Origin of the sequence: Streptomyces sp. T12 (genome assembly GCF_028736035.1) — a bacterium.
Taxonomy (GTDB): domain Bacteria; phylum Actinomycetota; class Actinomycetes; order Streptomycetales; family Streptomycetaceae; genus Streptomyces.
On record NZ_CP117866.1, the window covers coordinates 2,390,578 to 2,414,411 of the forward strand.

Genomic DNA, 23,834 nt, shown 5'->3' on the forward strand with positions numbered 1-23,834 from the left:
CTGTATCCGGCCAGGTGCGCGCGGCGGCAGGGCCCGGTGCCGCCGGGTGATCGACGAGGTGGGCATAGGGGCATGTGGAGTCCCTGCCGCATGAAGACCAGGCCTCGACGTCGGGAACGCGGAAACCTCCCGCCGGGACGGCACTCACCGTAATCTCGTCCCGGGGCTTGTGAACGAGGGGCGGGCATATGGCTGTTGGTGCCGGGGCGGCGTGCTTCATCAGTTACGCGCGGGACGACCAGGCCTGGGCCGAGTGGGTGGCGTGGCAGTTGGAGGACGCCGGGTACGAGGTGTGGCTGGACACCTGGTCGCTCCGTCCGGGCGCCGACTTCATGGCTGAGATCCAGGCCGCGGTCAGCCGGTCCGAGGTGATGCTGGTTCTCGTCTCACCGTCGTATGCGCACAGCCGGCATGCCCGGGCGGAGCTGGAGTCCTTTCTTTCCGCGGGGAAGCAGCCGATCCCTGTCCTGTTGCACGACGGCCCGGTCCCGGACGGTCTCGGCGTCCTTGGTGAGCGGCAGTTCGTGCGTCTCGCCGGTCTCGACGACGACCGGGTTGCCCGTTCGGTCCTGTTGCGCGCCGTCGACCCCGAACGCCCGCCGGTCGGCGGTCGATTGCGCCGCCTCGGTGCCACCAGCCCCCGGCTGCCGGGCAGTCGGCCCCGCGTGTGGAACGTGCCCGAGCGCAACGACCGGTTCGTGGGCCGGGTCAAGCTGCTGAAGCGGCTGCGGGCCGCGCTGACGGAGCGGTCCCGGGCGGTCCTCGTGGGGGACCCCGGCATGGGCAAGACCCAGCTGGCCATCGAGTACGCCCACCGGTTCGCGGGAGAGTACGAACTCGTCTGGTGGATCGGACCGGGCCAGGGGTCCATATCGGCCCAGCTCGGCGAGCTCGCGGTGCGGCTCGGGGCCGCCTCCCGCGACACGGTGCCCGGGGAAGCGGCCAGGGCCGTCACCGCCGAGCTGCGGACGCGCAACCGGTGGTTGCTGGTCTTCGACGACGTACTCGACGTCGGCCGACTGCCCGAGGAGCTCAGGGGGGACATGGGCAACGGCCAGATCCTCGTCGTCTCCCGTGAGCGAGACCGTACCGACGTCGGAGAACCCATCGAGGTGGGCCGGCTCACGCCCGAGGAGTCCTCCGCCCTGCTGCGCACGCTGGTGCCCACGATGAGCGAGCAGGACGCCGAGGTGGTGGCGGCCGACATGGGGGACATCCCGTTGGCCGTGGGCATGGCGGCGGGTTCCCTCAGCCGTGGCATCTCCGTGAGCGCCTATCTCGAGGCGCTTTCGGAGGACGGATCCGTGGAGAACCCGCCGCAGGTGCTCCAGCATGCCGTGCGGCTCGGCCTGGACCGGCTGGCTGCCGAAGACGAGCGAGCGGTCGCGCTCCTGTCGGCCTGCGCCCTGCTCGCACCGCAGCCTTTCCAGCTCCGGGACTGCGTACGCGTACCGGACTGGACCCCGAAGCCCCTCGCCGTACTGCTGCGGACCCCCCAGGCGAGGGAGTCGGCGCTGCGCGCGGTGAACCGGTACGGACTCGGCCACGGCGGCGACGGCGCCCTGCGCATCCACCCGGCCGCGCACTCCGCGCTCCGCGACCTGCTCTCCCCGGGCGACCGAGCGACCGCTGCTCTCGGCGCCCAGGCTCTGCTGGTGGCGGCTCTCCCCTCCCTGCACACGCCGTCGGAGGCCTGGGCGCCGCTGCTGCCGCATCTGCTGGCGGTGGCCCCGCAGGACCTGACCAGGCGCGAGGGACTCTCGGCGGTGTGCGTGGGGTGCACCCGACTGGTGCTGGACGGTGAGGCCGCGACCGCCGTGCCCCGGCTGACGGAGCTGCGCGAGGCCGCGCGGTCCCGGCTCGGTGCGGACGACGCGACCACGATGGAGATCACGTCGTACCTGGTCGACGGCTTGCAGGCAACAGGAGAGCCCCGGGCCGCCCTGCCGCTGGCCGAGACCCTCCTGGCCTGGGAGCGGCGCACCTTCGGCGACACGGCGCCGACGGCACTCGAAACCGCCGCACAACTGGCGGCACTGTTCTCCGACGCGGGAGACGCGGCAGCAGCCGTGGAGCTCGGCATGCCGACCCGTAAGCAACTGCGGGAGGTCCTCGGGCCGGACCACCCCCTCGCGCTCAGTCTCTCCGCCACACTGCTGGTGCCGATGGGCGTACTCGGCACCAGGGAAGAAGCCCGGACCCTCGGGGAGGACACCCTGTCCCGGCAGCGGCGCGTGCTCGGTGCGTACCACCCCGAGACGCTCCGCACAGCCACCTACCTGGCCGCCCTGTACGCGAACCTCGGTGACCTGGAACGGTCCCTGAACCTGCGCGACGTCGTCCTCCACGACCTCAGTCTCACCCTCGGCCCCCGCGATCCGGCCGCCTTGCGAGCCACTGCTCCACTGGCCGCTCTGCTGATCCGCATGGAGCGCCACGAGGAAGCCCAGCAGCGTCTCCACTTCACCTACACGCGCCAGCGGGAGACGCTGGGCGCCGATCACGTCGACTGCCTGAGCACCTCCGGTCTGCTGGCCGGCGCGTATCTCGCCGTCCACGACGTCGACACCGCGCTGACCTGGGCCAGGCGCGCGTACGACGGGAATGTGCGCTTCTGGGGCAGGGACGGTGCCGAGACCCGTCAGACGGCGGAACTCCTGGCCGTATGTCTGAGTGAGAGCGGTCGGACGGACGAAGCCCGGGAGGTGCTGAAACAGCACTTCCCCGTGGCTTGGCCCGTGGCGGGCGCGGACCGGATCGTCGCCGAGCTCCTCGACGGCTGGTCCCAAGCGACCGGCGACCTCCCGGCGCCGGACGGCCGCACCATCAGGCCGCCCCAGCCGTCCGAGTCCCGGTCCGCGCGCCCTTCGGTGAAGCGTCCGGGCGGAGAGTGCGTGCTGGTCAGCCATGTCGAGGCCGACCGCATATGGGCCGACTGGGTGACCTTCGAGTTGGAGCAACTCGGCTACGCGGTGGTGACGGAGGTCGAGGACACTCACCTCGGGCGGCCGTGGCCCCGGGTGTCGGACATCGTCCTCGTACTGCTGTCCCCCAGCTATCTGGCGTCGATGACTGCCACCGCCTGGACCTCCGAGGAGTGGAGCGCGCTGCTGCACGGCGGCTCGGACGACGGGCCGCGCCTGGTGCCGCTCTTCGTCCGGCCGGTGGAGACCGACCGGCTACCGCCTCCGCTCCGGGACCGGATCACGCCGGCCTTGTACGACCTCGACCCGGACGCCGCCCGCGACCTCCTGCGGTTCGCCCTGGAACCGGAGCGCGACGCCCGTCCTCCCGTGTTCCCCGGAGCGACCGGTCCCGACGACGACGGCCAGGCGCTGCTGACCCGGCAGCTCGTCAACGCGCTGGCGCGCACCGCCATTCTGCAGAGCCGGGACAGCTTCCACTCCTTGGTCACCCCGCTCGGCGTGCGCGTCCGGGACGAGGTGTCCTCACGGACCAGGCTCTTCGAGACCGTCCGCAGCCTGAAGGCCCGTCCGGGCGGTCTGACTCAGCTGGTGGACGCCCTCGAAGCGGTCGAACCGGAGAGTCTCGCGGTGACGGAGGCCCGCCACATCGTCGGTGAGATCGAGCAACGCCGGGCGAACCGGTGAACGCCGCTGTTCCGCCGGATGCGGCCGGCGGGGGCCCGCCGCCGGTGCCGTACTGGTTCTTCACCGGCTACTCGGACGACCGGAGCATGTTCCCGCTGGTCGAGCGCTTCCACAACGACGTCCAGAAGCAGGTCAAGCAGATGCTCGGCAACGCGGTCCCCGGCAAAGGATTCGTGGACTTCCAGGACATCAGGCCGGGTGAGCGCTGGGAGGAACGGGTCGTCGCGAACGGCGTCTGCACGGCCAGGGCGATGCTGGCCCTGTACTCGCCCAGCTATTTCCAGAGTCACTGGTGCGCCCATGAATGGACGGTGTTCAACGCCCGGCTGAGCCGCCGCGCGAACCTCATCGACTCCCCGTTCCTCATCGGCGTGCTCTGGCAGAGGATCGGCCTGAAGTTGCCGGAGCCCAGCACCGCGTACCAGTACGTACGCCTCGGGGCCGGCACCATGTACGAGCAGCGCGGGCTGGTGTCGATCGTTCCGCGTGACCAGGGTCCGGTCCACCAGGAGTACGAGGACGTCGTTCACGAGGTGGCCCGCCTCCTGGTCGAAGCCCACTTTGCCGCCCTCGCGCCCATTCGGGTCGAGGACATCGCCACGCTGCGCCCGCAGTTCGGCGCCGAGTCCTCGCTGCCGGTCGACTATGTGCTCGCCTACACCGACCGGGACAGGGACCGCGGCTGGGGCAAGTGGGCGTACAGCCAGCTCCACCCGGGACACGACGTCGACGTTCTCCCCGCGGAGTGTTTCGGCCGCGCACCGGCAAGACTTCTCAGATCTTCGTTGCTCCGCGCGAAGCGCGTGGTCCTGCTGCTGTCCCGGGACAGCCTCACCGACCGATGTCTGAACAGAACGGTCCTGGAGGAGATATACGCGGACCCGGACCTCGAGCCCGATCTACCGCGCCTCGTACCGGTGTTCATCGACCACGTTCCCCCGGAGGAAGTCCCCGCCGGACTGACCCCGCAAGACGTCGCCGCGCTGTACGACATCCCGGATCCGCTGTCTCAGCGCGAAATCCTCCTCACCGCCGTCAACGCCCCGGTCACCGCGCCGGCAGTCGCCAGGAAGGCCCCGCCCGCCTTCCCGTCCAATGCCGTCAGCTCCTTCGAGAGCAGACTGGTCGACAAGCTCTCCGTGGCCTCGTCCCTGATCGACGGGGACATCCGGACCATCTGGTTCGAGGCGACCGGGTTCGACACCGCCGAGGAACCCAAATCGAACCTGCCCACGCGCCCCTGGCTCCTCGCCGTCGTACGCATCGCCAGGAAACGGCCCGACGGCTACGAGCGTCTCGCCCGCGCCCTGGAAGCCATCGACTCCGAGAGTCCCGAGAGCATCGAGGTTCGCAAGCTCGTCGACGGCCACACTCCTTAGAACAGCGCGCTGTACGCATTCAGCGCCGGCTGGCCGCCCAGATGGGCGTAGAGCACGGTCGAGTCCCGCCCGATCTCCCCGCGGCCGACCAGGTCGATCATCCCGGCCATCGACTTGCCCTCGTACACGGGATCCGTGACCATCCCCTCCGTCCGCGCCGCGAGTCGCATGGCCTCCAGCGTCGACTCGTCGGGGATGCCGTACGTGCCCGCGTGGTACCGCTCGTCGAGCTCTACGTCGGCCTCGGTCAACTCGCGTTTGACGCCGATGAGTTGGCCGGTGCCGTGGGCGATCCGGGCGATCTGCTCACGGGTGGTGGCGGGCTTGGCCGAGGCGTCGATGCCGAGGACGCGGCGGGGCCGGCCACCCGCCTCCTCCAGGGCGGCGAAGCCGGCGACCATACCGGCCTGGGTGGACCCCGTCACCGAGCACACGATCACCGTGTCGAAGAAGACCCCCGACTGCCTCTCCTGCTCGGCCACTTCATACGCCCAGCCGGCGAACCCCAGCCCGCCGAGCGGGTGGTCGGAGGCGCCGGCCGGGATGGCGTAAGGCTTGCCGCCCGACTCCTCGACCTCCCTGAGCGCCTGCTCCCAGCTCTCTTTGAAGCCGATCCCGAACCCGGCCTTGATCAGCCGTACGTCGGCTCCGGCGAGCCGGCTGACGAGGATGTTGCCGACCTTGTCGTAGACGGAGTCGGGCCAGTCCACCCAACTCTCCTGGATCAGCACGCACTTGAGACCGGCGCGGGCGGCGCAGGCGGCGACCTGGCGGGTGTGGTTGGACTGCACGCCGCCGATCGAGACGAGGGTGTCGCAGCCCTGCGCGAGCGCGTCGGCGACCAGGTACTCCAGCTTGCGGGTCTTGTTGCCGCCGTAGGCGATCCCGGAGTTGCAGTCCTCCCGCTTGGCCCACAGGGAGGCGCCGCCGAGGTGCTCGGTCAGGCGCTGCAGAGGGTGCACCGGGGACGGACCGAAGAGGAGGGGGTAGCGCTCGTAGGAGGAGAGGGACATGGGGCGCCTCCAGGGGCAACGGCGTCAGTCGGAGTCGGCCAGGTCGGCGAGGGTGCGCCAGATCTCCGCCGTGACACGGATCGCTCTGTCCACGTCACCGGCGGCGCACGCCTCGATCAGCCGCTCGTGCAGCCCGGCCGACCGGCAGGTCCCGCCCTCGCCGAAGCGCCGTCGCTCCAGGCGGCGGATGAGCGGGGTGTAGCGGGCGACGGTGGCGGCGGCCGCGCGGTTGCCGCTCACCCGCACCAGTACGTCGTGCAGCTCGTCGTCGGCCCGCAGGGCGAGGTCCACCTCACCCGCGGCGACGGCGGCGGCGAAGCGCTCGTTGGCGGCGCGCATGATCTCCACGTCCGCGGCCATCAGAAGGGGCACGGCGACCCGCGTCGCCAGCTCGTGCATGGCGCCGACCACGGCGGCCGCGTCCCGTACGTCGGCGGCCACGACCGGCGTCACCCGCGTGTAGCTCTGCGGCTTGCTCTCCAGCAGCCCCTCGTCCACGAGCCGCGAGAACGCCTCGCGCACCGGCGCCCGGGACAGCCCGAGCCGCTCGGCGAGATCGGCGTCCCGCACCACCGCGCCGGACTCGATCTCCCCGGCCACGATGGCGTCCCGGATCGCTTCGTACGCCTGGTCCCTGAGCAGGATCCTGCCTACGGGTCGTATCGCCTCCACGGGCTGAAATGTTAGATGTCAATTCGGTGTCCGGACAAGGGTGTGGCCCGCACCCCCCGTGAAGTGCGGGCCACGCTCAGGGCACAGGCCTGTGTTCCAGGCAGGCTGTGCCTCAGACCGCCCAGGGCCAGTCGGCGCTCCGAGCGCTCTCCAGCAGCGGAACCATCCGGAAAGCGGCGTCCGACAGCCCTGCGAAGGTGTGCCGGTTCGCCTTCCCCGACGGGCCGTGGCCCGCCCGGTACCCGGCGAGGTTCCAGGTGTAGACCGGCACGTCGGCGGGAACCTGCTCGGTCGGGTCGCCGTGGTGGCTGTACGTGTACTGCTCGTCAGTGACGATCAGGACCCGGTCGTGCTTCCTGTAGTGGCGGCGGACCGCCTCGGTGGTGTCGGTGCCGCCCAGGCCACCGAAGCGGCCAAGGATCTTCAGCACCGACTCGCCCCCGCGGAACTTCACCGGGGCGCTCGTGGAGCCGAACTCCACCAGGTCCGCCTTCTTCGCCCGCAGCGCGAGCGCCGTGCCGAAGATCGCAGCCGCGTCGGCCCGGTTGAGCTTCGACCGGTCGGACAGCGGGCCCCACATCGAGCCCGAGCGGTCGACGAGCACCAGCGTCCGGCCGGGCAGCGCGGGCACGTTGGCCAGCGAGTGGCCGAGCGCCTGCTCCAGCGGGTACGCCCAGCGCAGCGACGGCGCGTGCTGGTACGCGGCGAGGTACCGGAAGGGGAACTGCCGCGAGCGCGCGACCTCGGCCGGGTCGCTGATCCGCGCGGCGACCTGGGCCGCCACCTCGTCGGACACGCCTGCCTCGTCGAAGTTCCGCAGGTTGCGGGTCAGCGCCATGGAGCCCATGGACGGGATGACGGCCTCCCAGGCCGCCCTGTCCATCGGCCCCTGCAGCCAGCCCGCCAGCGCCTCCCACGTCATCCCGGCCGCCGCGAGCCGCTCGGCACCGCCCTCGGACGTGACCACCGCACGCCGCTCCTCGACGGGCAGCGCCATCAGCTCACGGTGTGCGACCAGCGTCCGGTCGGACGCGGGCGGCACGGCGGTGTCCGGGTTGTGCCGGCGGTCGAGGGCGTACTGGAACAGCTCGCCCTGCCACGGCCTGTCCGGGTCGGGGGCCGCGTGCACCAGGTTGAGGACGTCGCCGAAGCGGTAGCCCTTGGACGCGGTGTCGTACTTCAGCAGCGACTTGCCGCTGTAGAGACGCCGTACGGCGTCGGCGACGCCGCGCTTGACGGGCTTGGGCACGTTGCGGCCGTACGTCGCCGTCCAGTACGCGAGCAACTCGCCGGGCTCGTCCGGCCGCTGGAGCACGGAGGCGATGACCTGCCGGTTCGAGGGGCCGTCGGTGGCCTGGGCCGCCAGGCGTGCCTTCACGTACTCGGCAGCGCCGACGAGGGCCGCCGTACGGAGGTTGCCCTCGCCGCGCAGCCAGCCGAGCAGGCCGGCCGTCCACACCGGGTCGGTGACGGCGAGCTCGCGCACGAGTCCCGCGAACCGGTCGTCGCGGTCGGCGCCGGCCTCGTAGAAGGTCTGCTGCGAGACGAAGTTGGCGACCGACAGAAGGAAGAGCTCGGAGCGGGCGTCACGCTCATGACCGCGGCCGCCCTCATAGGTACGGAGTACACGCCCTGTCGACGTCACTCGCGAAGTCGGGCGCGCCTTGGCGGCCCGCGTGTTGAATCGCGCCATGTTGAATTCCCCCGAATTCACTGTGGGTTTCGGAGGGAGGCACGGCAAAAGGAGGGTGTCCGAGGTCGAAGTCGACTGCGGTTGCTTATAACTGGCGCGTCTTCCGTTCCGCCACACCGACCCGAAGTCGATGACGGGATTCGAACCCGCACGAGGGGTGTACCCCCACCAGCTCCCGAAGTATCCGCTGCCTGCGCACCGGGCACCCACCTTGAGCTGCGCCTCCCGAGATCAAGTCGGCAGCGGCATGGGATTCTTTTAGGAGAAGAAGTAGCCGCGGCCTGCGCACCGGGAGGTGCATGAAGTTGTGGTGTCCAGAGATCGAGGTCGGCGGAACCGACGTGGTGCTCTGCCACTGAGCTACACCGGCTCGTGGAACCGGTGGCGGGATTCGAACCCGCGGCCTCCCCATTAAGAGTGGAAGTAAGTCCTGCCTTCGCACCTGGACGTTCATCACTCTAAGAGGGGTGCCGCGGGCCGGGCGAGCGAATTAATTACCCGCGCTTCTGCCGCTTCCAGGGCCCGGTGATGGCGAGCATGATTCCCGGCGTCTGGATGTTGGCGAACAGGGTCCTGCCGTCGCAGGAGAAGGTGACGCCGGTGAACTCGCTGTACTCCGGCTCCTCTTCGGTGCCGACGTTCAGCTCGTTGCGGGCGATGGGGTACGTGCGGCCGCTGTCGGTGGCGCCGAACAGGTGCTGGATGCCCTCGCCGTCCTCGGCGATGACCAGGCCGCCGTAGGGGGAGACGGTGATGTTGTCGGGGCCGTCGAAGGCGCCGTCCTTGGACGGGTCGGGGTTGACGCCGAGGAGGACCTTGAGGGTGAGGGTGCGGCGCTTGGGGTCGTAGAACCAGACCTGGCCGTCGTGCTGGACGGGGCTTTCCGCACGGGCGTACGAGGAGACGATGTACGCGCCGCCGTCGCCCCACCACATGCCCTCGAGCTTGCGGGCGCGGGTGATCTCGTCGGCGGCGAACTGCTTGCGCACCGGTGTGGTCCGCGCGTCGCGGTCGGGGACGTCCACCCAGTCGACGCCGTAGACCGTGCCGATCTTCGTGGCGCGGGAGAGGTCGTCGACGAACTTGCCGCCGGAGTCGAAGCACTTGGGCGCCTGGAGGACACCGGCGTCGTCGGCGAGCGTGCGGAACCTGCCGCGGCCGTACGCGAAGCCCTTCGGCGGGGTCCAGCGGAAGAACAGGCCGTTGGGCGAGGCGGCGTCCTCGGTGAGGTAGGCGTGGCCGCGCTTGGGGTCGATGACGACGGCCTCGTGGTCGTAGCGGCCGAAGAACTTCAGCGGCTTGGGGTCGCGGTTGGCGCGCCGGTCGATGGGGTCGACCTCGAAGACGTAGCCGTGGTCCTTGGTCATGCCGTTGGTGCCGGCCTTGTCGGAGTTCTCCTCGCAGGTGAGCCAGGCGCCCCAAGGGGTGCTGCCGCCCGCGCAGTTGGTGGAGGTGCCCGCGATGCCGACCCATTCGGCGACCTGACCGCCGGGGCGGACCTCGACGACGGTGCAGCCGCCGGCCGCGGCGGGGTCGTAGACGAGGCCCTCGGTGAGCGGGACGGGGTACTTCCAGTTGGCGCGCGGGCCCTTGAGCTCGTGGTTGTTGACGAGGAGGGTGGTGCCGCGCGGGCCGTCGAAGGTGGCCGTGCCGTCATGGTTGGAGGGGGTGTACTCACCCGACTCCAGCTTCGTCCTGCCGCTGTAGGTGATGACCCGGTACTCGAACCCGGCGGGCAGCGCGAGGATGCCCTCGGGGTCCGGGATCAGCGGTCCGTACCCGACGCCGCCACCGTGGGCGTCCGCGGGCTCCTCGCTCGCGGTCTCGGACTCCGTGGACGCGAGCGCGTTCGGTGCGGTGGCCAGCACGCCGGCGCTGCCCGCCAGCGCGACACCGGCACCGGTGATCGCGGATTTCCTGGCGAAGTCCCTGCGGGTGAGCGACATGGTGTCTCCTGTGACGGTGGGTGCCGTGGAGGGTGGCGGACTTCGGGACGGCGCAACGGTCCCGCCCATGTCTGAACAGGAGTTGAACTCCGGGGGGCCTCAGGGCACCAGGTTCCATGAAACAACGCCGGGCACGGGCAACGCCCTGAGGGGCGCGGGACCCTATCGATATGCGGCGCCGCCGCGTGGGCGCGACCAGCCATACCCCGGCCGCACCCGCAAGACAAGCTCAGCCCCCCTGCTGCGACCGCGCCTTGAACGCAGCCTTCCGCGCTTCCTTCGCGATCTTCTTGTCCGGATGCAGCCGCCCCATCGCCTCCAGCACATCCGCGGTGGCCGGATGATCGACCCGCCAAGCCGCCGCGAAGAACGAACTGTGCTGCGCGGCCAGCCCCTCCACCAGAGCCGTCAGCTCCTCGGAGTTCCCCTCGGCCGCCAGCTGGGCGGCAAGGGTGTCGACGGTCAGCCAGAACACCAGATCCTGGGACGGCGCGGGAACGTCGGCGAACCCGGCCTCGGTCAGCCACACCCGGGCCAGCCCGCCCAGCTCCGGATCGTCGAGGACCTCCCGCAGCGCGGGCTCGGCCTCCGCGCCCACCAGGGACAGCGCCTGCTGGCAGCGCAGCCGCCGCAGCGGCGCCCCGGCGTCCAGTCCCCGTGCCGCGGCCAGCAACTCCCGTGCCGCGGCCAGGGATTCACGCCGGGCCAGCCACTGCTCGGTCTCGGCCTGCGCGGCGCTCTGCGGGAACGTGGCCGTCCCGTCGAGCAGCGCGTCGGCCCCCTTGTCCGCCAGGTCCCCGACCGCGGGCGCCTCGAATCCGGCCTCCAGCAGCCGGGCCCGCAGCCCGTACAGTCCGAGCGGGGTCAGCCGCACCATGCCGTAGCGCGACACGTCGGTGTCGTCGACGGCGGCCGACGGATCCTCGCCGGGGCCTTCGGCGTCCGCCATCAGCGCCTCGTCCACCGGCTGGTACTCCACCAGCCCGACCGGCTCCAGCAGCCGGAACTGGTCGTCCAGGCGCATCATCGCGTCGGACACCTGCTCCAGCACGTCGTTCGTGGGCTCGCCCATGTCGCTGGGCACGATCATCGACGCGGCGAGGGCGGGCAGCGGCACGGGCCTGTCGCCCGGGCCGTCCTCGGTGGCCGTCAGCAGGTACAGGTTGCCGAGCACTCCGTCGAGGAACTCCGCCTCGGCCTCCGGGTCCCAGTCCAGCGAGGAGAGGTCGACCTCGCCGCCCGCGTCCATGGCGTCGACCAGGTCGTCGAGGTCGGGCACGCTCGCATCCGCGAGCACCGTCTCCAGCGCTCCGGTCCACACGCCGAGTACGTCCTGCGGCGAACCGCCGGTCAGCAGGGCCAGTTCCGCCCCGGCGGTGACGGTGCCCGCCTCCTCGTCGACGACCTCGACCAGTCCGGTGTCGACGGCCACCCGCCAGGCCTCGCTCGCGTACGCGGCGGCGTCGTCCCCGCTCAGCCCGAGCAGCTCGGCGGCGGCCGGGAGTTGCTCGTCGACGAGCCCGCCCCCGGCGTCGACCCGGGTGTCGGGCCCGGCCCAGCGGGCCAGCCGCGCGGCCCGGGCGAGCAACGGCGTGGACAGCGCGTCCCGCGCCAGCTCCGCTTCGGGGTGCAGCCGCACCGGCGGCAGTGGGGAGCTGTCTGACATCGGCTGGTTCTCCTAGGGCGTTCTGCAGGGCCGTACGCATCACGGCTCAGCCGCTACACATCACGGCTCAACCGCTCAGCCTAGACGGATTTCCACCCATGCCGCCCGGTTCATCTCCCGGTCGGGAGCTGTACATGGCCGAAACCTTGACAAGTGGCTTGAGCAGGCAGGAGATTGACGCGCGTAGAAACCGGGCGGACATCTGTTCACTGTATTTTCTACGCGCGTCGCCACCGCCCCACCGGTCGCGCCTGCACCCACCGTTCCACGCACCACCCTCGTCCCGGCGCTCATTCACGTCCCCGGAGGGATCCCGTTGCCGAGCAAGAAGACCGCGCGTCTCGCCGCGCTCACCGTCGCCGCCGTCTGTTCCGCGGCCTCCACCGTTGTCCTCACCGCGCCCGCGCACGCGGACTCCGTGCGCATCCATGACGTCCAGGGCAGCACCCGAATATCCCCGTACGCCGGCAAGCAGGTCACGGACGTGGCCGGAATCGTCACCGGCGTGCGCACCTACGGCTCCTCCAGAGGCTTCTGGATCCAGGATCCGGACGCGGATGCCGACCCGGCCACCAGCGAGGGCGTCTTCGTCTTCACCAGCTCCGTCCCGAAGGTCGCCGTCGGCGACTCGGTCCTGGTCTCCGGCACGGTCGCCGAGTACGTCCCGGGCGGCGCCTCCTCCGGCAACCAGTCGCTGACCGAGATCACCAAGCCGACGGTCACCGTCGTCTCCAGCGGCAACGCCGTCCCGGCCGCCACGGTCGTCGACGAGGACTCGGTGCCGGACGCGTACGCCCCGGCCGGCGACACCGCCGCGAACGGCTCGGTCAACGGCCTGACGCTCCAGCCGTCGAAGTACGCCCTCGACCACTACGAGTCCCTGGAGGGCATGAACGTCCAGGTCGCCGACGCGCGCGTGGTCACCGCGACCGACCCGTACAGCGAGCTGTGGGTCACGGTGAAGCCGTGGGAGCACCGCAACCGCCGCGGCGGCACGGTCTACGGCTCCTACGAGTCCCAGAACACCGGACGCCTGCAGATCCAGTCCCTGGGCGCCACGGCCGACTTCCCGGTCGCGAACGTCGGCGACACCCTCGCCGGCTCCACCACCGGCCCGCTGGACTACAACCAGTTCGGTGGCTACACCCTCGTCGCGAGCGAGCTCGGCACGCTCAAGAGCGGTGGCATCAAGCGGGAGACGACCCAGAAGCAGGGGCGCGGCGAGCTGGCGGTCGCGACCTACAACGTCGAGAACCTCGACCCGTCCGACGCCACCTTCGCCGAGCACGCCTCCGCGATCGTGAACAACCTCCAGTCGCCCGACATCGTGTCCCTGGAGGAGATCCAGGACAACAACGGCGCGAAGAACGACGGTACGGTCGCCGCCGACCAGACGGTGCAGAAGCTGATCGACGCGATCGTCGCGGCGGGCGGCCCGGCGTACGACTGGCGCTCCATCGACCCGGTCGACAAGGCCGACGGCGGCGAGCCGGGCGGCAACATCCGCCAGGTGTTCCTGTTCAACCCCGAGCGGGTCTCCTTCACCGACCGCGCGGGCGGCGACGCGACGACCGCCGTCGGCGTGACCAAGGCGAACGGCAAGGCGGCCCTGACGGTCTCCCCCGGTCGTATCGACCCGGCGAACGCCGCCTGGACCAACAGCCGCAAGCCGCTGGCCGGCGAGTTCGTCTTCCGCGGCCGCACGGTCTTCGTGATCGCCAACCACTTCGCCTCCAAGGGCGGCGACCAGTCGCTGCACGCGCAGTACCAGCCGCCGACCCGCAGCTCGGAGACCCAGCGCCACCTCCAGGCGAGTGCCGTCAACGCCTTCGTCAAGGACATCCTGGCCGTCCAGAAGAACGCCGATGTCGTCACGCTCGGCGACATCAACGACTTCGAGTTCTCCGGCACCGCCGAGCGGCTGGAGGACGGCGGCGCGCTGTGGTCGGCGATCAAGTCGCTGCCCAAGAGCGAGCGTTACTCGTACGTCTACCAGGGCAACGCCCAGACGCTGGACCAGATCCTGATCAGCCCGTCGATCCGGCGCTCCTGCGACTTCGAGTACGACAGCGTGCACGTCAACTCGGAGTTCAACGACCAGATCAGCGACCACGACCCGCAGGTGCTGCGGTTCCGCCCGTAACCTCCGGTGAGTCTCAGGGCTGGCTGAAAATGCCGTTCAGCCAGCCCTGCCAGGCGGCTTCGCACTCCTTGATGTCGGCGCCCGGCGTGAAGTCGTGCAGGGAGATGCCGACCGGGTAGCCCCAGTGGTTGCGCCCGAAGAAGCGGGTGAGGCCCCGGTCCGTGCGCAGCCCGATGAAGTACGGGTTGCGGAAGTCGACCACGGCGTCGAACTCGTCGGGCCCGTGAACCGTCACCCGCGTCCCGGCGGCCACGTCCTCCCCGACTCCGAGCGCCCGCCCGACGGCGGCGAGGGCGTCGGCGGCCTTCGAGCCCTCGGGCCCGTCGAACGTGGCGAAGGCGGCCGGCCGGGGCGCGAAGTGAACCAGGTACTCGCGCAGGGTGTGCAGATAGAAGTCGGTGTGCTTGGCGGCACCGTCGTACTGGTTGTCCCAGTCGTCGACGAAGATCCCGCTGTGCACGTACCGCACCCAGGCGCGCCGGCCCTCGTCGCGCGGTTCGATGGTGTAGTCGAGCTGGTTGGCGGTCTGCTCGGCGATGCCCTCGACGTCCTCGACGCGGTTGGTGTAGCGGTGCGGCGGGTCCCAGGCGGTGACCGTGGACCCGAAGGGTCCCTTGCCGCCGACCTTGGGCTCCGGCGGCTCCATCGGCCACAGATAGCCACCGGTCCCGGTGGTGACCGCCTCCCACACCTCTTGAGGGGTGGCGTCGACCTCGAACTCGCGGGCGATCTCGAATTCCTTGGACATGATGGGCTCCTGAGTCCTACTGCTCGATTTCCTGGGCGGGCTGATCCTCGACCGCGGGATCGGCCGTGGGATCGGCCGTGGGATCGGCCGTGGGATCGGCCGTGGGATCGGCCGTGGGTTTGACCGTCGGATGTACGGCGACGACGATCCGGTGATCCCGGCCGCCCTCGGCGTCGGGCGCGTCGTACTTGCGGATCAACGCGCTCACGCCCGCCGTCAACTCCTCGATGAACGCGGCCCGTTCGGCGGCCGAGGCGAAACGGACCTCGCCGTCCAGCGCATACGTCGCCAGCCGCTTGCGGGCCTTCGCCGCGCCGGTGATCAGCGAACCGACGTCCCGCACGAGCCGGGCGCCGAGCGCGAGCAGCCAGCGGGCGGAGAGCTGGTCCCGGAAACGGTCCGGGTCCGGCTGCACGGAGGCGAGCGCGAGCGGCGAGATCACGTACGACGCGGCGGTCGCCCGCATCAGCCGCTCGGTGACATTGCCCTTGCGCCGCTCACCGGCCAGCTCGACCAGGCCGTGCCGCTCCAGCGCCTTGAGGTGGTAGTTCACCTTCTGCCGGGGCAGCCCGACCTTCCCGGCCAGCATGGCGGCCGACGCGGGCCCGGCCGCCAGTTCGGCGAGCAGCCGGGCCCTTATGGGGTCCAGGGAGACGGCTGCGGCCTCGGGGTCCTCGATCACGGTGACGTCCAGCATGGATCCACCGTCCCACCGAAAACTTTTTTTGTCCAGACGGTTCGACTTGTCGGTTGGAGGTCTGGTGTACGGCCGTCTCGTCAGAGTCAGTCGGGGACGAGGCCGAGGGCGTAGTCGTACCGGCTGACCGTGCTGCTCTTCAGCCCCGGCCAGTTCTGCACGCGGTGCCACAGCTCGGTCGCCGAGCCGATGCCGTCGCCCGGGGCGGCGAGGGCGTCGATGTGGGCCTGGGCGCTCTCCCACTCGGCGTAATTGAGGACGCGGGTGCCGTCGGTGCTGAGGTGGAAGTGGCCGGAGATACCGCCGGGATGGGGGTTCGGCTCACTCTCCAGCGCCTCGAAGACGGCGTCGACCCAGGCGCGCTGCCGGTCGGGGTCGGGGCCCTCGAACTCGATGTCGACGACCACGATGCAGCCGGGGACACGCGGGTCGCCCTCGCGGCGGGCGCTGCGGTAGTGCCGGTAGCGGCCGAGCCACAGTCGCTCGATGCCCGGTACGGCGGTGTCGATCTCGTCGTTGCGCTTTTGCCGGTGGACCTTCACGAAGGCCTCGTACGCCTGCTCGCTCGCCCACTGTGAGTAGTGCAGGAGGGTGGAGGCGTCATGGCCGGTGTAGACGTAGTAGCCGAGCAGGTCGTCCGCGGGCCAGGAGCGGCCCTCCCAGGTGCCGGCGATCGCCTCGACGCTCTGCTTCTGCCGGAGCGGGGTGCCCACTCGCCAGGTACTGAAGAAGGGGGCGCCGACCTCGGGGCGGGTGAGGTCGGGGTGGGTGTCGGTGCGGCGGGTCATGGGGGCCTCCGGGAATCGGCGGTCGATGCGTGCGCCGATCACCTTTCGACCTCAACCGGACTTGAGGTCAAGTGGGACCATGGAGGACGAGGGTTCACTGGATCGCGCAGCGCGGCGCGGGACCGGTGACCGGTCCCGCGCCGTCTTGCCGCCCACTGCCTGCTGCCCAGTGCCCCTACTCGTCCCGCCGGCGCCTCAGTGATGGCCGTGGCGTCGCCGGCGCAGCACCTCGGTCGCGACCACCGCTCCCACCGCCGCCCCGACGATCAGTACCGGCCGCGGGTGCCGCAGCCCGGCCTGAACGACGGTGCGGACGGGGCGCGGCACGCCGTGCTCCACGGTGTGGCCCGCGTGCGTCGCCTTGTCCTGGACGGTGTGGCCCGCGTGGGTGGCCCTGTCCTGCACCGCGTGACCGGCCTGAGTCGCCCGGTCCTGCACCACATGACCGGCCTGGGTCGCCCGGTCCTGCACGACATGGCCCGCCCGCGTCGCCCGGTCCTGCAGCGCGTGGCCCGCCTGGGCCGCGCTGCTGCGCAGCTGCACAGTCATCGCGCCCGCCTTGTCCTTGAGGTCGGCGGCCCGCGCCTGGGCCCTGCCCTTCACGTCCGCCTTGCCCGCCAGCTCGGCCACGGTGTCGCCGAGTTCGCCGCGCGTCTGCTCGATCTGCCGCCGCAGCTCCTCGGGCCCCTTGGCCCCGCCGGCCGCCTTGGCGGCTCCCGCCTTCGCGGCTCCCGCCTTAGCGGCCTCGCCGCCCGTGCCCCCCGCTGCCTCGTCCGTCATCGGTGCGCCCTTCCCTTGATCTCCTCGACATCGGCCCTGACGCTGCCGAGGGCCTCCTCCGGCGTGGGCGGAGCGGCGCGCCGCAGCTGGGCGCGGCCGGTCACGGCGAGCAGGCCCGCGACGGCGAACAGCACCGCCGTCACGATCAGCGCCGCGGCCCACACGGACAGCGTCAACGAGAGCGCGGCGGTGGCCGTCCCGGCCAGGAACAGCAGGCCGGCGTACGCGACGGCGCCCGCCGCGCCCAGCAGCCCGCCGCCACGGCCGGCACGCCGGCCCTTCTCGGCCAGTTCCTCCTTGGCGAGGGCGACTTCCTGCCGCACGAGACGGGAAAGCTGTTCACTGGCCTGTCCGACGAGTTCACCCACCGAGTGGCGCTCGTCCCGCACCCGCTCGGGGGCCGTGGTCCCGGTCACCGTGATCCGCCTCCTCTCGGTTCGGAACACCCGGGTACCCGGGCCGGCCCCCGCTATCCCTTCCGTCCGCCACCTGGTCCGCGCTCGCCCAGCCGGGCCAGCTGGGCCTGGAACCAGTCGAGGCGGGCCTGCAACAGCGCGGCCTCGGCGGCGAGTTCGGGCACGCCCAGGCCCTCGGCGTCCCCGAGCCCGGCCACCGCCACGGACGCCGTCCCCTTCCCGGCCACCACCCGCAGCCCCTCCCCGCCCAGCCGCGCGAACCCCGCGAGCGAGACCGACGTACGGCCGCGCAGGCAGCCCGCGCAGGCAGGGGCGAGGGCCGTCCAGCCGGGGCGGCCCCAGCCGGCGTCGGCCAGGACGGCGGCGACCGCACCGCAGGCGCACGGGCCGACCGTGGCGGTGCGCACCCGCTGACGGGCGTAACGGAAGCCGCGCTCGAAGCGGATGTACCGGCCCAGCACGGTGACCTCGAGCAGTACGGCCGCCCGGTGCTCGGCCGTGCACAGCAGCGCCTCGGCCACCGTACGGTCGTGCACACAGTGGAAGCCGCAGTCGCAGCGGCGGCTCGGCGCCCGGTGCCGCAGGCCGTAGACGCAGGACGCCTCGGCCAGGACTCCGTACGGCAGCGCGCCGCCCAGCGACACACCGGTGAACCCGGCCCGGGTGCCGTCCTGGGACAGCAGCGGGTGGGCGATCTTGTATCCGGTCGGCGGCTCCGTCGGGCGTTCCTCCGGAAGCCGCAGCCTCATCGGGCGGCCGGGACCTCTTCGGGCGCCTTCAGTTCCTCGATCTCTTCGGGGAGCTGGAGTTCGGGTTCTTCCTCGCGGGTCTGCGGCCGCTCCTGCGCGACTCCGGTGGCGAGTGCCTTGCCGAGCTTCATGACGCCTCCCATGACCAAGGGTCGATGACCGTCCTGGCCATAGTGACCCATGACGCCCGAGTTTGGACATAGGGCCTGCGTAGGGCCCGGCGGACACTCACCCCGCAGCAACACTTACCAATACCTGGTAGAAGAATTAAGTGGAGCTTCACTTTCAGCCCGCCGAGACTACTTCCATGACGACGACGCCCTCCGCCGCCCCGCCCTTCGGCCGCGCCCTGTGCGCCATGATCACGCCCTTCACCGAGGCGGGATCGCTCGACCTGGACGGCGCGCAGCGTCTCGCCGACCGGCTGGTGTCCGAGGGGTGCGACGGGCTGGTGCTCTCCGGTACGACAGGCGAGTCGCCGACCACGACGGACGCCGAGAAGTCGGATCTGATCAGGGCCGTGCGGGAGGCGGTGGGCGGCCGGGCGTCGATCGTCGCAGGGGTGGGCACCTTCGACACCCGGCACACCGTCGAGCTGGCTTTGGCGGCCGAAAAGGCGGGCGCCGACGGCCTGTTGGTGGTCGCGCCGTACTACAGCAAGCCCCCGCAGGACGCCGTCGAGGCGCACTTCCGCGAGGTGGCCGACGCCGCCGGACTGCCCCTCGCGCTGTACGACATCCCGGGCCGCACCGGCACCCGCATCGAGCCGCAGACACTGATCCGGCTCGCCGAGCACCCGCGGGTCGTGGCGGTGAAGGACTGCTCCTACGACTTCCTCGGCGCCCAGAAGGTGCTGTCGCGCACGGAGTTGGCGTACTACGCGGGGTGCGACGAGCACAACCTCGCGCTGTACGCGGTGGGGGGCGCCGGATACATCAGTACGGTCGCCAATGTCGTCCCCGCCCAACTACGGGCGGTACTCGACGCGTTCGAGGCGGGCGACACCCCCGTGTCCGCCCGCCTCCAACAACGTGCCACGCCGCTCATCGAGTTGATGATGTCGGCGGGGCTGCCCGGCACGGTCACCGCCAAGGCCCTGCTCCATGAACTGGGCCTGCCCGCGGGTCCCGTCCGCGCACCGCTGCGGCCCGCCGGCCGCGAGGCGGTCGACGGACTGCTGGCGGCGTACCAGGAGTTGGTCACCGACTGATCAGCGCTCGGCGAAGACGGGCTCCCAGCGCCCGGCGTCCCCGTCGTTGCCCGTGCGGAAGCCGGTGAGGGGAACGGTCTTGTCGCTGCCGATGGTGACCTTCACGAGCCGCTGGCGGAACTCGCTCTTGCCGTCCTTCGCGATGTCCCAGGCGATCAGCGACGTGTCACCGACCCAGGCGAGCAGCTGCTGCCCGCGCACCTCGGTCTTCCGGCCGGTGCGGGCGTCGATGACCCAGGAGGACGTCTTCCACTTCTCACCCGCGAAGTCACCGGCGACCAGTCTGCCGCTGGGCGACTGCCACGCGTCGACGAACCACTCCAGGTGCTTCTGGTCCGCCGGTACCTCGACCTCGGCGCCCGTGAAGTCGTAGAACTGCTTGCCGATGTCGCCCATGGGGTTCCCGGCCCAGACATGCCTGCCATCGGGGCTGAGCGCGAAGTCCTGGCGGGCGTTGATGAAGCCGTCGCCCATGGGGTCGTTCGGGTCGCCTGCGAGCTTGACCTCGCTCCAGGAGCCCTTGCCGGAGACCGCGTCGAGGACGTAGAAGCCGGTACGGCTCGACGGCTGCTTCTGGTCCCAGCCGTCGGAACCCTGCATCTTGACCAGCTGGTCGGGGTTCTCGCCGTAGGTCGTCGCGACCAGCTTCAGACCGTCGCGCGAGAACGAGAGTCCGGCGACCTTGTGGTCGAGCTGGATCCACCGGGCGACCTTGCCGGTGGCCAGGTCGAGCATTCCGATCCGTGAGGCGGGCAGGTTCCGCTCCAGGACGGCGGCGGTCTTCATCCCCGGGGCGACGGCGACGTAGGACCACTGGGTGGTCTTCACGTATTTGTCCGTCTTCTGGTCCAGCAGCCAGTAGTCGCGGACGCGTTCGGCCCGGTCGGCGGAGTGCTTGACGGTCCGGGGGACGTAGTACGCGGCCAGCACCGTGTTGCCGGCCGAGATCAGCTCGCGGGGCGGCGACTGGTCCGGGTGCGCGATGTCCTTGCTCTTCTGGACGACGTCCGCGGGCCGCACGTCCTCCTTCCCGGAGTCCAGCAGCGGCACCGCGACGCCGATGGCGACGACGGCAGCGGTGGCCGCGGCGACGGAGGCGATCCGCCGGGTGCGTCGGCGCCGGCGCACCACCAGGACCCGGTCGGCGAACCCCGGTCCCGTCGACGTCTGTTCGTCGGCCAGCTCCCGCAGGGAGTCACGCACGAGTTCCTCGACATTCACGGTCGCACCTCCACGGGCGAGAAGTCACGGGACGGCTGCGACTCGACGTCGGCCGGGCCCAAGGCCGCCAGCTCGGGCGCGAGCGCGCGCAGCCGGGCCAGCGAACGGTGGGTGGTGGACCGTACGGTGCCCACGGAACAGCCCAGGACGCGGGCCACATCCGCCTCCGGCAGGTCCTCGAAGTAGCGCAGCACCAGCACCATGCGCTGCCGTGCCGTCAGCCGGGCCAGCGCCCCGCGCATCAGCAGCCGTAGCTCCGCGGCGGGCGCGGCGTCCGGGCTCGCGCCGGTCTCGGGCGGCTCGGCGACGGTGAGTTCACGCCGACGCCACTTCAGCCGCCAGCGGCTGATCTGCTGCCGGTACAGGACCTGACGTACGTATGCCTCCGGCTCGTCGATGCGGTGCCAGCGGTCTGCCGCCTTGACCAGGGCGTTCTGCAGAAGGTCCTCGGCGGCGTGCCGATCGCCGCCGCTCAGCAGCACGGCGGTCTTCAACAGCGCGGACGACCGGTTCTCCACGAACTCCCGAAAGCTGTCCTGCGCTTCGGCATCCATCGTCACCTTCTCTTCCCCCGGGCCGGCCCCGCGCCCGCCTCTCCTACTCCTGGTGACGCGTGCGGCGGGCCGCCGCTATGCCGACACACAGAAAAAAATTCCGGGAACGGCCCGGGGCCCGTACCGCATCCTGTGCGGTACGGGCCCCGGCCCGCGCTGCATCGGGTACTGCCCGGTGCCGCCCGGTACTGCTGGGCGCGCGATCAGCCCCACTTGTACCCGTCACCGAAGAGCAGGAAGTGCTCCAGCACATCCTCCATCGGATCATCCACCTGCCCGACGTTGACCAACCCGATGCGGGGTCCGTTGTGCGAGCCCGTGTTGGTCTCGTCGGCGTACGCGGTCCCGGCCGGCAGCCAGCACACCGCCCCCGCGGCCAGCGTGCCGACCACCAGGCGGAGTACGACCCTGGTCCACGCGTTCGTCTTCACTCGACCGGTCATCGGCCCTCATTTCGTCGGTTCGGCATGTGATCGGAAACTGCGTCCACCCGTTCATCTGCCTGGACCGCGATGAGGTCACGAGGAGTAACCCGTACGTGAGCGCGCCGGGTTGCCGCCGGCAGGCGTCAGTTGTGGCTGTGCAGGATCTCGTTCAGGCCGCCCCACACCGCGTTGTTCGGGCGGGCCTCGACGGTGCCGGTGACCGAGTTGCGGCGGAAGAGGATGTTGGAGGCGCCGGACAGCTCGCGGGCCTTGACGATCTGGCCGTCGGGCATGGTGATGCGGGTGCCGGCGGTGACGTAGAGGCCGGCCTCGACGACGCACTCGTCGCCGAGCGCGATGCCGACGCCCGCCTCGGCGCCGATCAGGCAGCGCTCGCCGATGGAGATGATCACGTTGCCGCCGCCCGACAGCGTGCCCATCGTCGACGCGCCGCCACCGATGTCGGAGCCGTCGCCGACGATGACGCCCGCGGAGATACGGCCCTCGACCATGGAGGTGCCGAGGGTGCCGGCGTTGAAGTTCACGAAGCCCTCGTGCATGACGGTGGTGCCCTCGGCGAGGTGCGCACCGAGGCGGACCCGGTCGGCGTCGGCGATGCGGACGCCCTTGGGGGCCACGTAGTCCGTCATCCGCGGGAACTTGTCGATCGAGGTCACCTGGAGGTGCAGGCCCTCGGCGCGGGCGTTCAGGCGGACCTTCTCGACGTCGTCGACGGCGACCGGGCCGAGGGAGGTCCAGGCGACGTTGGCGAGGAAGCCGAACTGGCCCTCCAGGCTCAGGCCGTGCGGCTTGACCAGGCGGTGGGAGAGCAGGTGCAGGCGCAGGTAGACGTCGTGCGCGTCGATCGGCTTGTCGTCGATCGAGGCGATGACCGTGCGGACCGCGACGACCTCGACGCCCCGGCGGGCGTCCGGACCGATCGCCTTCGCGGCACCCTCACCGAGCAGCTCTACGGCGCGCTCGGCGGACAGCCGCTCGCTGCCGGAGGGACCGGGCTCGGCGACGAGCTCGGGCGCGGGGAACCAGGTGTCGAGAACAGTGCCGTCGGCGGCGATCGTGGCGAGGCCGGCGGCCACGGCGCCGGTGGTGCGAGGAGCAGTCGTGTCGGTCATGAGGGCAACCTAACCGGCGGGGGGCCGCCCGGGCCAACCGGCGGGAGGGGCGTCTCAGGGTACGGTCCGCCCGGCGTGAGGTGTGGCCGGCCGCCGCGGGGTTCGCCCAGGACGGCACAGCACCTCAAGGAATCACGCGGCGCAACACATCCCGCGCGTACCCCTCGTCGTACGGCACCTCGGTGAGCAGCACCTGCAGGCAGATCCCGTCCATCAGCGCCACCAGCGCCCGCGCCGTGACCGCGTCCGTACGGCGGGACAGCCGGTCGGCGAGGTCCTGCGCCCACTCGGCGGCGACCGGGCGCAGGGCGGGGCGGCGCAGGGCGGCGAGGTAGAGCTCGTACTCCAGCTCCACGCCGGTGCGGTCGCCCGCGAGCCACTCGCCCATCCAGGCGGCGAGTTCGGTGGCGAGGTCGGTTTCCGGGTCCTCCAGCCCCCCACGCGAGGCGATCACCTTGGCGAAGCCCTCGCTCGCCTGGCGCAGGGCGGCGACCATCAGGTCGTCGAGGGTCTTGAAGTGGTACGTGGTGGAGCCGAGCGGCACGTCCGCCTCGGCGGCGACGGTGCGGTGGCTCAGCCCCGCGATGCCCTTCTCCCCGACGACACGGATCGCCGCGTCGATGATCCGCTGGCGTCGCTCGGGGTCGTAGCGCCGGGGCATCAGTGCGCCCCTCCCAGGTTCAGCACGACCACGCCGACGATGATCAGCGCGATCCCGGCGGCCTTCACGGCGGTCATCCCCTCCCCCATGAAGACGATCCCTATCGCGGCGATGGCCGCGGTGCCGACGCCGGCCCAGATCGCATACGCCGTGCCCACGGAGACGGTCTTCAGCGTCTGGGCGAGCAAGGCGAAGGAGACGACGTATCCGAGCCCCGTCAGCAGCGACGGCCACAGCCTGCTGAAGCCGTCGCTGTACTTCATGGCGGTCGTGGCGGCCACCTCGGCCGCGATGGCTCCGGCGAGCAGCAGATATCCCATGTGTACGAT

22 protein-coding genes and 1 tRNA gene are annotated in these 23,834 nt (G+C 71.1%); 4 read left to right on the forward strand and 19 right to left on the reverse strand.

What is annotated here, in order from left to right; translation table 11 throughout:
• Nucleotides 1-188 precede the first annotated feature (188 nt).
• Nucleotides 189-3,611, forward strand: coding sequence for an FxSxx-COOH system tetratricopeptide repeat protein (gene fxsT, locus PBV52_RS10620; RefSeq protein WP_274238061.1), 3,423 nt, complete (start codon nt 189-191; stop codon nt 3,609-3,611).
• Nucleotides 3,608-4,990: a TIR domain-containing protein gene (locus PBV52_RS10625; RefSeq protein ID WP_274238062.1), complete on the forward strand. Its 1,383-nt coding sequence runs from the start codon at nt 3,608-3,610 to the stop codon at nt 4,988-4,990. The genes fxsT and PBV52_RS10625 overlap by 4 nt, the downstream gene beginning before the upstream one ends.
• Here PBV52_RS10625 and PBV52_RS10630 read toward each other — a convergent pair.
• From PBV52_RS10630 to PBV52_RS10655, 6 genes are all read right to left on the reverse strand, one after another.
• Entirely contained in the window at nt 4,987-6,003 is a 1,017-nt protein-coding gene (locus PBV52_RS10630; RefSeq protein ID WP_274238063.1) for a 1-aminocyclopropane-1-carboxylate deaminase, read from the reverse strand. The genes PBV52_RS10625 and PBV52_RS10630 overlap by 4 nt on opposite strands.
• Before the next feature lie 24 nt (nt 6,004-6,027).
• The gene (locus PBV52_RS10635) at nt 6,028-6,675 is read right to left on the reverse strand and encodes a GntR family transcriptional regulator (RefSeq protein ID WP_274238064.1); all 648 of its coding nucleotides are present in this window, start codon (nt 6,673-6,675) and stop codon (nt 6,028-6,030) included.
• A 112-nt stretch (nt 6,676-6,787) separates the two neighbouring features.
• A complete protein-coding gene (locus PBV52_RS10640) occupies nt 6,788-8,368 on the reverse strand; it encodes a TROVE domain-containing protein (protein ID WP_274238065.1) in 1,581 nt (526 codons plus the stop codon).
• A 373-nt stretch (nt 8,369-8,741) separates the two neighbouring features.
• Nucleotides 8,742-8,814 (reverse strand) — tRNA-Ser (locus PBV52_RS10645).
• 48 nt (nt 8,815-8,862) lie between these two features.
• Nucleotides 8,863-10,314, reverse strand: coding sequence for an alkaline phosphatase PhoX (locus tag PBV52_RS10650; protein WP_274238066.1), 1,452 nt, complete (start codon nt 10,312-10,314; stop codon nt 8,863-8,865).
• Nucleotides 10,315-10,543: 229 nt separating this feature from the next.
• Nucleotides 10,544-11,980: a hypothetical protein gene (locus PBV52_RS10655; protein WP_274238067.1), complete on the reverse strand. Its 1,437-nt coding sequence runs from the start codon at nt 11,978-11,980 to the stop codon at nt 10,544-10,546.
• Between the two features lie 316 nt (nt 11,981-12,296).
• Between PBV52_RS10655 and PBV52_RS10660 the strand changes: the two genes are divergently transcribed.
• A complete protein-coding gene (locus PBV52_RS10660; RefSeq protein WP_274238068.1) occupies nt 12,297-14,123 on the forward strand; it encodes an endonuclease/exonuclease/phosphatase family protein in 1,827 nt (608 codons plus the stop codon).
• A 13-nt stretch (nt 14,124-14,136) separates the two neighbouring features.
• On the opposite strand, the gene PBV52_RS10665 is transcribed toward PBV52_RS10660, so the two are convergent.
• From PBV52_RS10665 to PBV52_RS10695, 7 genes are all read right to left on the reverse strand, one after another.
• Nucleotides 14,137-14,871 carry an SRPBCC domain-containing protein gene (locus PBV52_RS10665; RefSeq protein ID WP_274238069.1) on the reverse strand — a complete coding sequence of 245 codons (735 nt, stop codon included), beginning with the start codon at nt 14,869-14,871 and terminating at the stop codon, nt 14,137-14,139.
• Between the two features lie 16 nt (nt 14,872-14,887).
• Entirely contained in the window at nt 14,888-15,568 is a 681-nt protein-coding gene (locus PBV52_RS10670; protein WP_274238070.1) for a helix-turn-helix domain-containing protein, read from the reverse strand.
• 86 nt (nt 15,569-15,654) lie between these two features.
• On the reverse strand, nt 15,655-16,356 hold the full coding sequence (locus tag PBV52_RS10675) for an antibiotic biosynthesis monooxygenase (protein ID WP_274238071.1): 702 nt from the start codon (nt 16,354-16,356) through the stop codon (nt 15,655-15,657).
• Nucleotides 16,357-16,551: 195 nt separating this feature from the next.
• Complete coding sequence (locus PBV52_RS10680) at nt 16,552-17,136, reverse strand: DUF3618 domain-containing protein (protein WP_274238072.1); 585 nt, start codon at nt 17,134-17,136, stop codon at nt 16,552-16,554.
• A complete protein-coding gene (locus tag PBV52_RS10685; RefSeq protein WP_274238073.1) occupies nt 17,133-17,552 on the reverse strand; it encodes a phage holin family protein in 420 nt (139 codons plus the stop codon). The genes PBV52_RS10680 and PBV52_RS10685 overlap by 4 nt, the downstream gene beginning before the upstream one ends.
• Before the next feature lie 53 nt (nt 17,553-17,605).
• Nucleotides 17,606-18,301 (reverse strand): hypothetical protein, encoded by a 696-nt coding sequence (locus tag PBV52_RS10690; protein WP_274238075.1) that lies wholly within the window; start codon nt 18,299-18,301, stop codon nt 17,606-17,608.
• On the reverse strand, nt 18,298-18,432 hold the full coding sequence (locus tag PBV52_RS10695) for a hypothetical protein (protein ID WP_274238076.1): 135 nt from the start codon (nt 18,430-18,432) through the stop codon (nt 18,298-18,300). The genes PBV52_RS10690 and PBV52_RS10695 overlap by 4 nt, the downstream gene beginning before the upstream one ends.
• A 176-nt stretch (nt 18,433-18,608) precedes the next feature.
• On the opposite strand from PBV52_RS10695, the gene dapA reads away from it, so the two are divergent.
• Nucleotides 18,609-19,511 carry a 4-hydroxy-tetrahydrodipicolinate synthase gene (gene dapA / locus PBV52_RS10700; protein WP_274238077.1) on the forward strand — a complete coding sequence of 301 codons (903 nt, stop codon included), beginning with the start codon at nt 18,609-18,611 and terminating at the stop codon, nt 19,509-19,511.
• Here the strand turns inward: dapA and PBV52_RS10705 are convergent, their stop codons facing one another.
• The 6 genes from PBV52_RS10705 to PBV52_RS10730 form a co-directional block, all read right to left on the reverse strand.
• On the reverse strand, nt 19,512-20,732 hold the full coding sequence (locus tag PBV52_RS10705; protein ID WP_274238078.1) for a WD40 repeat domain-containing protein: 1,221 nt from the start codon (nt 20,730-20,732) through the stop codon (nt 19,512-19,514). It lies immediately after the preceding gene.
• Entirely contained in the window at nt 20,729-21,286 is a 558-nt protein-coding gene (locus PBV52_RS10710) for a SigE family RNA polymerase sigma factor (RefSeq protein ID WP_274238079.1), read from the reverse strand. Before PBV52_RS10710 ends, PBV52_RS10705 begins: the two co-directional genes overlap by 4 nt.
• Nucleotides 21,287-21,489: 203 nt before the next feature.
• Nucleotides 21,490-21,729 (reverse strand): hypothetical protein, encoded by a 240-nt coding sequence (locus tag PBV52_RS10715; protein WP_274238080.1) that lies wholly within the window; start codon nt 21,727-21,729, stop codon nt 21,490-21,492.
• Nucleotides 21,730-21,854: 125 nt separating this feature from the next.
• Complete coding sequence (dapD, locus tag PBV52_RS10720) at nt 21,855-22,844, reverse strand: 2,3,4,5-tetrahydropyridine-2,6-dicarboxylate N-succinyltransferase (protein ID WP_274238081.1); 990 nt, start codon at nt 22,842-22,844, stop codon at nt 21,855-21,857.
• Nucleotides 22,845-22,968: 124 nt separating this feature from the next.
• Nucleotides 22,969-23,505 (reverse strand): TetR/AcrR family transcriptional regulator, encoded by a 537-nt coding sequence (locus PBV52_RS10725; protein WP_274238082.1) that lies wholly within the window; start codon nt 23,503-23,505, stop codon nt 22,969-22,971.
• A complete protein-coding gene (locus tag PBV52_RS10730; RefSeq protein ID WP_274238083.1) occupies nt 23,505-23,825 on the reverse strand; it encodes a multidrug efflux SMR transporter in 321 nt (106 codons plus the stop codon). The genes PBV52_RS10725 and PBV52_RS10730 overlap by 1 nt, the downstream gene beginning before the upstream one ends.
• Nucleotides 23,826-23,834 lie beyond the last annotated feature (9 nt).